Genomic DNA, 12,466 nt, shown 5'->3' with positions numbered 1-12,466 from the left:
GGGTCAAGATTTCTGGTGCTCAATGGAACCGTCACAATGTTGCTCAAGTCTTGAAGCATCGTTGTGCTTACCTCAACGGTTATTTCTATGCCCCTAAGTATATTTGCTCAGTGCCTAATTGAGATGCTCCCACTGGTTTTTCTGGTAATTAACAGGCGATCGCTGACAATTGCTGTTTTTTTCTGGCAACTGAAACAATTCGTTAATTCAAAGAATTACCAAAGTTTTAACGCTAAACGAGCCTGTGAAGCTTAAAATCAAGAGTATCTTGCTTCATGGCTTTTAACTATGGCTTCAATTCGACACATTTTACCCGTAGTCTTGACCGTACAACTGATTGCTGCCGTGGGTCTAACGGGATGGCTATCCTTTGCTAATGGAGAAAAAGCGGTCAACAAGTTAGCACAACAGTTGAGTCAAGATGCTAGCGAACGAATCGAACAACATATTAATAACTACTTAGAAAAATCGGCATTGATCAATGATTCTACTGCTTACATTTTAAACAAAAATATCGTAAATCCTGACGACCAACTTGTGCTACAAAAACACCTGTGGGAAAAGATTGAAGAACTAAAGCTAGAGTCTCATATTTACTACGGTAACGAAAGGGGGGATTTTGTCGGTGTCGATCGCTATCAGGGCGAAACCTTTCTGCGGGTAAGAAATGAAGCGAGTGCCCCTAACCGCTTAGTGTTTAAACTAAATCAGAAAGGCGATCGTGCAACTACGCTCGAACCGCAATATTACGACACGGTTTCACGACCTTGGTATGTGGCAGCAAAACAACAGGGTAAACCGATCTGGAGTCCCATCTTTATCTCTGCGGATCGCAGTTTGCTGACGATTAGTCGAGCTACGCCTGTTTACACAACCTCTGGAACATTTCGTGGTGCAGTGGGAATTAACGTTACCCTTTCTCAAATCAGTGAATTTCTCAAGCAACAAAAAATTAGTAAGTCTGGAGAAGCCTTTATCGTAGAACTATCTGGGGATGTCGTTGCCAGTTCTACGGACGAACCACCGTTTATCACGACCAAAGATGGAAAGCAAGAACGGATCTCTTCGGTTAAAAGTGGCGATGTGCTGATCCAGTCCACAGCTCAGAGCATCATTGAGAAATTTAAAGACTTTCAACAGGTTGGTGAAAATCAACTATTTAAGTTCGAACTCAAGGGATCTCGCCAACTCGTTAATGTAACGAAGTTACATAGCAAGGATGGTTTGGACTGGCTGATTGTGGTCGTCATTCCAGAGTCAGATTTTATGGAAGAAATTGCTGCAAGTAATCGCAACACAATTGTGATTATTATTGCGACATTAGTTTTTAGTATTGCGATCGGTCTCTTGATGGCAGGATGGCTTTTGAATCCAATGGATCGCCTCAACAAAGCCGCCAAGGCGATTGAAGATCAAGAGTTTACTGACGAACACTTAGCAGGTTTGATCGATCGCAAGGATGAGATCGGACAAATGGCAAGAGTGTTTCAGCGCATGGGAAATGTAGTGTTTGCCCGTGAGAAAGGGATGAAAGACCAACTGAGTCAATTGCGCCAAGAATCAGATAAAGCCAAAAAAGCGGCAATGGCTGCGAAAATTGGACAAACGAACGATTTGCAAAATTTATTGACCAAAGCCAGAGCTACACGCAGCGGAACGTCCACAGGAGGTAGTCACCCTAATAAGCCTAAAATATAGCCGAATCAAGCTTATATCGTGAATACGTTTTCCACTCATTTTGTTCGTTTCATTTAGTCGTTAAGCATTCACTTCTTCTACTCATGGCAGAAAATCTCATTGGAATGATTGTCTCTAAAAAAGACATTGCGTTTAAACCGGGAGGGAAGCCCGTTTCCTTTTCTGTGACGATCTCAAATGAAAGCGATCGCTTCGCTAGCTTTCAGCTAGAAGTCACTGCGGCTGGCTCAGAGGTCGAGCCTGATTATGAATGGTATGACATCTCACCCGAAGTCAGTACTAAAAACCCTCCTGGCGATCTGGTGGAATTTCACGTATCGATTATAGATACACCGATTCCTGGCTTTTTAGGTTTAGTCAATCTCACTGTGCGTGCTTTCTCTATGGATCTGAGAGATGAAGCCCGACAGGTGATGCGTCTAGATCTACAGGAAGGTATTAGCTCGACCAAACTGGGGATCGAGCTACCATTTCCAAAGCTACAGGTTGCACCGCTCGATCAAGTCGAGATTCCTGTCCTCGTTCGCAATCCCAGCCAACTGCCCAGTAATGTCACGCTTACTTGTAGCGGTATTCCAGTGGAATGGTTGCCCAATGGAAATACAAGACAATTTCAAATCAAGCCTGGGGGACAATTTTCTAGTTCTTTTCTCTGCCAGCCTCCATTCAACGCGGATGCCATCAGTCAAGTTTATCCACTGGCGATCGAGGCTACCCATACCAACGGTCTGCCCTCGCAAACCAAAGTCCTCTTAGAAGTGATGCCCAAGGGACATATGAGCTTTGACTGTACGCCAAGGCAACAGTCAATTCCCAATAAATTGGTTTGGGCATTTTGGCGTTCTACACCTGCCATCTATACCCTCCATGCTGATAATGCTAGTAATTTACTCCAGAAGATTAGTTTTGATATATCTGGAGGATATCGCGAGGGCTGCTCTTTTGAAGTCACACCCAATGAAGCCGACCTGCAACCACTAGAGAATGCCGAACTTTCTCTAACCGTCACAATTAAGAAATCCCGCGCTTGGGCGGGCAATATTAAGAAGTTCCCCCTTAGAATTAAGGCAAACTGGCAAGATCGAAGGGCAGATATACGAGACGAACAACAGACTGTTGAGCTAGCGATCAAACCAGTGATACCTCAGTGGATTTTGGCATTGTTCGTAGCACTGCTCCTGCTTCTGCTGGGTTGGTTCTCACCACTCAACCCCTTCAATCCTTTTTTGGTGCATAAAGGGGCTGTGACCTCCGTCAGATTCAATGGGCTGTCTACAAATGCAATCAGTAGTTCTAACGATCAGACCATTAAAAGATGGAATACCGCAGGATTTCACTTCCTTTGGGAAAACGTCGAATTAGGCGTACTGGCGGATGCAGGTAAAGCCATCCGAGTTGCTCGCTATCGCCCTGTGAGTAATGACTTTGTGGCAGCAGGTTTAGAGAATGGAGAGATTCAACTTTGGGAAATTCTCAGCGATCGCAAAAAACCTCGAAGTTCCTTTGCCTATAAAAAAGACGATCGCGTCTTTGGGCTAGAGTTTACCCAAGATGCCCGCAATCTGTTTAGCAGTCATGGCAGTGGCTTGGTGTTGCGATGGGATGTCGATCAGAGTCTCTTATCGGAGGATCCGATTCAGCCTTTACAGACCCAGCAATTTGATTTCGCGATCAACGATGCCAATTTGGTGGGGAAGGATGATAGTACCTTGGCAATCGCAGGCAGATTTAATCAGTTAGTGCTGTGGAACTGGGTGGGAAATAACTTCAAACCCGTGAACTATCCCAGACCTGGCGGACAGGAGGACTACATTCAAAGTATTGCCACCTCGGGGTTTAATCGCAATCTTTTGGCTACTGCTGACAACCAAGGCTACATCACGCTCTGGAATCTCAGTAGTTGCCTCAACGGTTCGCGCAATTGTGAAATTATCGATCAATGGTCAGATGGGCATGGGGGCAAACCCGTGCGATCGGTGGCTCTAAGCGCGAATGGTTGCTATTTGGTCAGTGGTGGTGATGATGGGCGGGTAATGCTCTGGCCGCTCAGCAAGACAGGCAAACGCATCTCTGAGTTTTTAAATGGTAAGGCTCTGGCAAAATATAATTCTGCAACGAATGCCGTGGATATTAAATTGAAAAACGATAAAGTACTGACGTTAAGTGGTGCTGACGATGGTCATGTCTACGGACAGCAAGACGTTCGCGTGCCTAAATTTGGCTGCGATCGCGTCTAGCAGTTACGTTTGCCCTCAGTAACTCAAGCCTGCGATGGATAATTTCTCACAATCTGGCAGTGACTTTGTTCATTTCTGGCGATCGTTGATGTAGTATAGTAATCGCTGAAAAATTGTTTATACGGTTTCTCAGTTTGCGGTCATGGCGGAATTGGTATACGCGCTACTTTGAGGTGGTAGTGGGCAACCGTGGGAGTTCGAGTCTCCCTGACCGCATTACTCTTGTATTGCAACGGTAGTAATGCCCAAAATAACCCTTAACCGTCACTAAAGCGATCGCAGATAAGACTTGGAACAAGTTTGGTCGATGCTTAGTAGTGGCGTAAATATTTCCCCTAATTCGCCTCATACATAAATGGTTATTCTGTTGGCACGCAATTTTTGCCAAACACCTTTTTTTTGAATGAAGCGCATCTATAGCGCTCCTTAAATTGTTTGTGAAGCTAGTACAGGCATCTAGCCCTTGCAAGCAAGATGCCTGCGCTATAAATTAATTACAATGCATTGAAGATTGCTATAGTCCTATCTCATCAAATTGCGATCGCTAAATTCGTTTGTTGGATTTCTTAACATTCGGTAATAATGTAGAGTATGCGACAACAATTACTTGTGGATTGTCGTGTAATAACTGAGAGTTATGCCTGAAAACCGCTAATTGTCCAATTCCTCTAAAATCAATCCAGACAACCAACACAGACAGCTATGTTAGAATCCTCAACCACCGCAGCAGCCGATCGCGTTCAAGCATTGCAGTCATCACAGGAACCAGAGATTCTAGCCACATCCTCACCCTGTCATCAACCCATCGAATCTAATCCAATTCAAGCTTGTCTGAACGGTGATGCCTTCGCACCTACTGACACGTTTATTCACAGACACATTGGATCTAACGCTACAGAGATCCAAGAAATGCTGTCTAGCCTTGGTTGTACATCTCTTAACGATTTAATCGACAAAACCGTTCCCCAATCCATTCGCATCAAACGACCTTTGCAGTTAGGTGAAGCCAGAGGTGAGTATGAGTTGTTGCAATCCTTAAAAGCGATCGCATCTAAAAATCAAGTCTTTCGCTCTTTTATTGGCACGGGCTATTCCAATTGCATTACCCCCCCTGTAATTCAGCGCAATATTTTAGAGAATCCTGGCTGGTACACCCAATACACGCCCTACCAAGCTGAAATTGCTCAAGGCAGATTGGAGGCTTTGCTCAACTTCCAAACTACAATCATCGACTTGACGGGAATGGAAATTGCGAATGCTTCGCTTTTAGATGAGGGAACTGCGGCAGCAGAAGCCATGACCATGATTTATGGATTGCAGACGAGTAAGTCACCGAGTAAGTCTAAGGGCGATCGTTTCTTTGTGTCAGAGGCTTGTCATCCGCAAACGATCGCCGTAGTTGCGACCCGCGCGAAACCTTTAGGGATTGAAGTGATTGTAGGCAACCATGCCACCTTTGATTTCTCTGGGAATTCCGATCGAACCGTATTCGGGGCGTTACTGCAATATCCCGCCAGTGATGGGCAGATTTACGATTACAGCGAGTGCATTGCCAAAATTCACGAGGCAGGTGGCTTAGCGATCGTTGCTGCTGATATTCTCAGTTTGACCCTCTTGAAACCACCGGGAGAATTTGGTGCAGATGTGGTAGTGGGCAGCACCCAAAGATTTGGCGTACCAATGGGTTATGGTGGACCGCATGCGGCTTACTTCGCAACCAGAGAGGCTTACAAACGGCAAGTTCCAGGGCGCATGGTGGGCGTGTCTAAGGATGTACACGGTCATCCTGCACTGCGCTTGGCACTTCAGACCCGCGAACAACATATTCGTCGTGACAAAGCTACGAGTAATATCTGTACTGCGCAAGTGCTTTTGGCAGTGATGGCAAGTATGTATGCGGTCTATCACGGTGCAGAGGGTTTAAAGAGAATTGCAGCGCGGGTGCATTCCTTGGCGGTAGTTCTCGCGTTGGGATTGAAACGATTGGGATATGCGATCGCTTCCGAAAATTTCTTTGATACGGTACGAGTCGATTTAGGTTCCGATTCCGATCGGGAATCTCTTCAGAATATTCTCAAGGCGGCTGATGCGGCTCAGATCAATTTGCGCGTGCTGAATTCCCAAGAGATCGCCATCAGCCTAGATGAAACCACAACGCTCAAGGATGTACAGGATCTTTGGCAGGTTTTCGCACCAAGTTTAGATCGCGAATCCTTCATGACGCTTCTAAATCTCGAAAATCTCCAATTAGAGGCTAAAAGTTTAGGAGTTCTATCTCAATCCTTTGTGCGCACCAGTAGCTATCTCACCCATCCCGTTTTTAATAGCTATCATTCCGAAACAGAGTTATTGCGATATATCCATCGCCTGCAAGCCAAAGATCTATCGCTTACTACATCGATGATTCCTTTGGGTTCTTGCACGATGAAGTTAAATGCGACATCGGAAATGCTCCCCGTCACTTGGTCAGAATTTGCCAGTCTTCATCCCTTTGCGCCCTTAGCCCAAACGCAGGGTTATCAGATTCTATTCCAGCAACTGGAAGCTTGGCTGGCTGAAATCACGGGCTTTGCAGGGGTCTCTCTGCAACCCAATGCTGGCTCTCAAGGGGAATATGCGGGCTTGCTGACAATTCGGCAATATCACGAACATCGCGGTGACGACCATCGACGGGTGTGCTTAATTCCGCAATCTGCTCACGGAACCAATCCTGCCAGTGCGGTGATGACAGGCATGAAGGTCGTCGCGATCGCCTGTGACAGTATGGGCAATATTGACGTGGCAGATCTGAAAGCAAAAGCCGCAACCCACGGTCGCGAACTAGCCGCATTGATGGTCACTTATCCCTCTACCCATGGCGTATTTGAAGAAGCGATCGCCGAGATCTGTGACATCGTGCATAGCTACGGCGGACAGGTGTATATGGATGGAGCCAATATGAATGCTCAAGTGGGTCTTTGCCGTCCTGGGGATATTGGTGCAGATGTTTGCCATCTAAATTTGCATAAGACTTTCTGCATTCCCCACGGTGGCGGCGGGCCTGGCATGGGTCCCATCTGTGTGGCTTCCCATCTGGTTCCTTTTTTACCAAATACCTTACACAATCCAGATTTGCAAATCTCAGATCCAGCAGCGATCCATGTAGGGGCTGTCTCGGCTGCACCTTGGGGTAGTGCGAGCATCCTCACAATTTCTTGGGTATATATCGCACTTATGGGCGCGAAGGGCTTAAAACTTGCCACCGAAATCGCCATTCTCAATGCTAACTACATCGCCCATCGCCTAGCCCCTTACTATCCCGTTCTCTATAAGGGCGATCGCGGCTTTGTTGCCCATGAATGTATTTTGGATCTGCGCGAGTTCAAAACCACAGCGGGAATCGAGGTGGATGATATCGCCAAACGCTTAATCGACTATGGCTTCCATGCGCCTACGGTGTCGTGGCCCGTAGCGGGCACGATGATGGTAGAACCCACCGAAAGCGAATCCAAACAGGAACTCGATCGCTTTTGCGAGGCCCTGATTGCCATTCACGCTGAGATTACAGCGATCGCTACAGGAACCGCAGATCGCCAAGACAACGCACTCAAAAATGCGCCCCATACCGCCGAGAGTTTGTTGGCTGACAACTGGCAACATCCCTACTCCCGCCAGAGCGCTGCCTACCCTGCACCTTGGACAAAAGAGCATAAATTTTGGACTGCGGTGGGACGCATCGATAATGCCTATGGCGATCGTAATTTTGTCTGCTCCTGTTTGCCGATGGAGGCTTATTCTTAAAAGCAAATAGCGATTGCAAATAGCTCTCATGCATAAAGCGATCGCTTTATGGATACTTTATGGATAAATGTAAAGATCTCACAGCTGAATATGCTATCTTTCCCCCAGAAAGTTAAGCAAAAGGCTATGATTTTATCAAAATGCCTCTGGGTAGCTTACTCCTAATTAACTTAACGAGCCTATGAATACTTCAGATCAAAATGTACCCAACGCTGCTACAGCCACCACCAAAACTAGGGCAAAAGCACTTGCAAAACGAGGGGGAAGGACACCATTTGAAAGCAGGTTGATTCAGGCAGGACACGCTACGACAGATCAGTTCGATCGCGCCATCAAAGATAGCCAAGAAGATCAAAATCTACCCTTTTTGATAGCCTTAGAGCGCGTGATCGGGCAATCGCTTTCGCCAGACATTACCCGTTACTACAAACGACAGCAACTTTTTGAACTCAGAGTTCTCCATGGTATCGAACCGATCGATCCCGATGTAGAAGTTGATAAATTTGATATTCCCACCCTTAGCGGCTTGATCGATGCCAATGTAATTACGATTCAGATCTGTCGCGAATGCGAGATGCTACCCCTCGTAAAAACAGAATCTACGCTAACGGTAGCAGTGGTTGCTCCTGAAAGCTACAAGGTTCAGAGCGAACTTGCCCGACTTGCTAAGACCCAAACTGTTTCCAAGCGCGTAATCGCCAAAGAAGATTATCAGCGACTCTTTGATGACATTCTCCAATTTCAAGTTAATAAGAGTGCTAAAGCCGAAGGCGCAATCAGTGACGAAGATTTACAGGTTAAAGATGATGTCTTTGGGGATGACTCTCTCACCGATGCAGGAGATGCCGATGATGAACTCTCGGTGGGTGGCGAAAACTCGGCGCCAATTATCAGCTTGGTAGACAAAATCTTGGTAAAAGCTCTCAAAGAGGGTGTGTCTGATATTCACATTGAGCCGCAAGAAAAAGATCTGCGCGTCCGCTTTCGGAAAGACGGTATCCTGCGCGAATCTTACTTTTTAAGTGAAGGCAAGCGGCTACCAAAGAGTATTATCAATGCCGTGATCTCCCGCTTTAAAATCGTTTCCAACCTCAATATTGCTGAAAAACGGCAGCCTCAAGATGGCAAGCTCAAGCGCAACTTCCAAGGTCGTCGCGTAGACTTTCGGGTTAGCACTTGCCCTTCTCAAAACGGGGAGAAAGTGGTTTTACGGATTCTTGATAACTCCAATACACAACTGGGGCTAGATAAGTTGATTACAGATCCTGAGAGTTTAAAGCTCATGCAGGATATGGCAAGACGACCGTTTGGATTAATTTTGGTTACAGGACCAACGGGCTCGGGCAAAACGACCACCCTATACTCTACTCTCGCGGAATGTAATGACCCTGGGATTAATATCAGTACTGCCGAAGACCCAGTGGAATATAACCTACCTGGGCTCACCCAATGTCAGGTGCTTCGAGACAAGAAAATGACATTTGCCGATATCTTGAGATCGTTTTTGCGTCAAGACCCTGATGTCATTCTGGTTGGAGAAACAAGAGATCAAGAAACCGCGAAAACTGCAATCGAAGCGGCGCTCACAGGGCACCTCGTACTGACGACCCTGCACACTAATGATGCGCCCAGTGCGATCGCCCGCCTTGACGAAATGGGCATTGAGCCATTTATGACCAGTACTGCCTTAATTGGTGTACTTGCCCAACGTTTGCTTAGAAAGGTTTGTGACAACTGTCGCATCCCTTACCAACCAACTCAAACCGATCTAGATGCCTTTGGTCTGCCCCGCAGCGACCTAGAAAGCACTTTCTATCGGGCAAATGCGATTAATCGCGAGGCAATACTACCAGGTCAACGTGTTTGCCCTAAATGCAATGGCTCAGGCTATAAAGGTCGCGTCGGTGCCTATGAAATCATGAAGATGACAGAAAGCCTACAAAGTGCAATCAATAAGGGCGCAACTACAGATCTGATTAAAGAGATTGCCGTTAGAGAAGGGATGAAAACCCTGATGGCATACAGTTTCGAACTAGTACGACAAGGCTTGACCACCTTAGAAGAAGTCCTGCGTGTTACCTACACCGATAAAGGACGAGAAGCAGAGGAACGGGCAAAGCGCAACAAAGGACTTGAGTGTGAATGCTGTAACGCACAGCTAAAACCAGAAATGCTGGAATGTCCTTACTGTACGACACCCAGAATTGTTTGACCTCAATTATGTTTTGTTTCTCACTTATGGCATAAACTAGCTCAACCATTTGAGGATAGATAACTATGGTAATGGACTACATCATCGAAGACCTCATGGAGGAAGTGGTCGAGCGCAAAGGCTCCGATCTACATATCTCTGCGGGGCTACCACCCTATATCCGCATTAGTGGACATCTCACACCGACAGATAGAGATCCTCTGACCCCAGAGGAATGTCAACGCTTGATTTTTGCCATGCTCAACAATAATCAGCGTAAAAACCTAGAGCAAAACTGGGAGTTAGATTGCTCCTATGGGGTAAAGGGGCTGGCAAGATTTCGAGTCAATGTTTACAAAGATCGGGGCACCTATGCAGCTTGTTTGAGAGCCTTGTCATCCAAGATTCCAGACATGGAAGATTTGAACCTCCCGCCAATTGTTAAGGAGCTATCAGAAAAGCCAAGAGGATTAATCTTGGTAACCGGTCCTACGGGTTCGGGGAAAAGCACAACTCTAGCGGCGATGATCCAAACCATTAACAAAACGAGAGCGGAGCATATTCTGACCGTAGAAGACCCGATAGAGTTTGTGTATGAGTCAGTCAAGAGTGTAATCCACCAACGTCAGGTTGGCGAAGACACCAAGAGTTTTGCCAATGCCCTTAGAGGTGCTTTGAGAGAAGATCCCGATGTTATTCTTGTCGGTGAGATGCGCGACCTTGAAACGATTCAGCTCGCTGTGACTGCTGCAGAAACAGGGCACTTGGTATTCGGCACATTACATACCAGTTCTGCTTCCCAAACCGTCGATCGCATTGTCGATGTGTTTCCCCCCGAACAACAAGGACAAATTCGCGTACAGCTTTCTAACTCGTTGGTTGCCGTGTTGAGTCAAACGCTTGTCTCTAGGCATAACCCACAGCCTGGACAATTTGGACGGGTGATGGCACAGGAAATTATGATTGTGACCCCAGCTATTTCCAACCTGATTCGTGAAGGTAAGACGGCTCAAATGTATGGATTTATTCAAACAGGCGGGAAAGAATCGATGCAAACCCTAGAGTCAGTGTTAGCAAAACTCTATTTAGATGGTGACATTACTTTCGAGTCTGCTGTATCTAAAACTTCACGACCAGAAGAGCTATTGCGGATTGTGGGTCCCAATCCTGCTCCCGTTGCCAAGCGCAAAGGTGGATACGATGCCAAAGATCCGAGTATGGTTCGATCCCGTTCAATTAGTGGATAGTTGCCGACAAAATTGGCTGTGTGTTGGGTGACCGTTGCAGATAAATATTTTGGATAACGAAAGAATTAGGTAAAGAGGTAAAGCCATGCCCAGATTTCAAGGTAGTCTCAAAGACTCAAAAGGTAAAGCAGTTCAGCAAGTAATGGTCGCTGAATCTGTCAAAGAAGCTCGTGATGTCTGGCGACAGAAAGGATTTGTGATCGCTGACATTAAGGAAGTCAAGGGTGGTTTTGACTTTCAAAAGTTCAAAGTATCGATGAAGAAAGTCTCTGTAAAGGACTTGGCTTTGTTTTCACGGCAATTATCGACCTTGGTAAACGCTGGGGTATCCATGGTACGTGGGTTAGGGGTCATGACCGACCAATGTGCCAACCCTAAACTCAAGCTTGCCTTAAGCGAAGTATTAGATGATGTGCAACAGGGTACAAACTTCTCTGATGCTTTACGCAAGCACCCGAAAGTGTTCGATCGCCTCTACTGCGCTATGGTACAGGCAGGCGAAGCAGGTGGTGTTTTAGATGATGTTTTGTCGAGACTAGCTCAGCTTTTAGAAGATGCGGCGCGTTTGACCAACCAGATCAAGTCAGCCATGACCTATCCCGTTGTGGTCTGCTCGATCGCCGTGGCAATTTTTATTGGTATGTGTAAGTTCATCATTCCAGTGTTTAGCGGCGTGTTTAAACAATTGGGTGGCGAGCTTCCTGCGTTTACACAAATTTTAGTCAATATCAGTAACTTCTTAAATAGCTGGACTTTTTGGCTATTGCCTGGGGGATTTATCGCATTTATGTTTGCCTATCGGCAGTTTTATGCAACACCGTTTGGCAAACTCTACATGGATGGTGTGTTCTTGAAATTGCCCCTGTTTGGCGATCTGGTGGTCAAGACTGCCGTGGCTCGCTTTTCACGTACTTTTGGCTCGCTTTCTAGAGCAGGTGTACCGATTCTGGCGGCTCTAGAAATCACCTCTGAAACAGCAGGCAATCTGGTGATTTCCAATGCGATCGATCAAGCTAGAACTGCCGTTCGAGAAGGGGGGCAAATTGCTCCAGCCCTAGAAAAGACTGAGGTGTTTCCTGTAATGGCAATTCAAATGATTAGCATTGGTGAGGAGACAGGCGAAATCGACAAGATGTTGATGAAAGTTGCCGACTTTTACGAAAATGAAGTTGAAGAAGCGGTAAAGGCACTGACTAGTACACTACGGCGTAAAAATGTCTACCGTTAAACTGCCAGAGCCTTTCCTTTATAAGTCCACTTAAAAGGCTTTGCCATCGTACGGTTGAAGTAGGCAATAAATGCAAGGATTCGAG

6 protein-coding genes and 1 tRNA gene are annotated in these 12,466 nt (G+C 46.3%); all 7 read left to right on the top strand.

The annotated features are described in order from the left end of the window. Window positions 1-288 precede the first annotated feature (288 nt). The 7 genes from ACP2WE_RS25690 (at window position 289) to ACP2WE_RS25660 (ending at window position 12,381) form a co-directional block, all read left to right on the top strand. A complete protein-coding gene (locus ACP2WE_RS25690) occupies window positions 289-1,698 on the top strand; it encodes a cache domain-containing protein (protein ID WP_425218367.1) in 1,410 nt (469 codons plus the stop codon). A gap of 83 nt (window positions 1,699-1,781) precedes the next feature. After that, window positions 1,782-3,935 carry a hypothetical protein gene (locus ACP2WE_RS25685; protein ID WP_425218366.1) on the top strand — a complete coding sequence of 718 codons (2,154 nt, stop codon included), beginning with the start codon at window positions 1,782-1,784 and terminating at the stop codon, window positions 3,933-3,935. Window positions 3,936-4,071: 136 nt separating this feature from the next. Next, window positions 4,072-4,151 (top strand) — tRNA-Leu (locus tag ACP2WE_RS25680). 486 nt (window positions 4,152-4,637) lie between these two features. Continuing rightward, a complete protein-coding gene (gene gcvP, locus ACP2WE_RS25675; protein ID WP_425218365.1) occupies window positions 4,638-7,715 on the top strand; it encodes an aminomethyl-transferring glycine dehydrogenase in 3,078 nt (1,025 codons plus the stop codon). Between the two features lie 181 nt (window positions 7,716-7,896). Next, window positions 7,897-9,927, top strand: a complete 2,031-nt coding sequence (locus ACP2WE_RS25670) for a GspE/PulE family protein (protein ID WP_425218364.1) — start codon at window positions 7,897-7,899, stop codon at window positions 9,925-9,927. Between the two features lie 71 nt (window positions 9,928-9,998). Next, window positions 9,999-11,153: a type IV pilus twitching motility protein PilT gene (locus ACP2WE_RS25665; RefSeq protein ID WP_425218368.1), complete on the top strand. Its 1,155-nt coding sequence runs from the start codon at window positions 9,999-10,001 to the stop codon at window positions 11,151-11,153. A gap of 85 nt (window positions 11,154-11,238) precedes the next feature. After that, on the top strand, window positions 11,239-12,381 hold the full coding sequence (locus ACP2WE_RS25660) for a type II secretion system F family protein (protein ID WP_425218363.1): 1,143 nt from the start codon (window positions 11,239-11,241) through the stop codon (window positions 12,379-12,381). The last annotated feature ends 85 nt before the right edge of the window (window positions 12,382-12,466 follow it).

This window comes from Tumidithrix helvetica PCC 7403 (genome assembly GCF_965232925.1).
In the GTDB taxonomy this organism is placed as follows: Bacteria; Cyanobacteriota; Cyanobacteriia; order Pseudanabaenales; family Pseudanabaenaceae; genus Tumidithrix; species Tumidithrix helvetica.
Note: the sequence above shows the minus strand (reverse complement) of the source record. Positions and strands in the feature narration are given on the sequence as shown.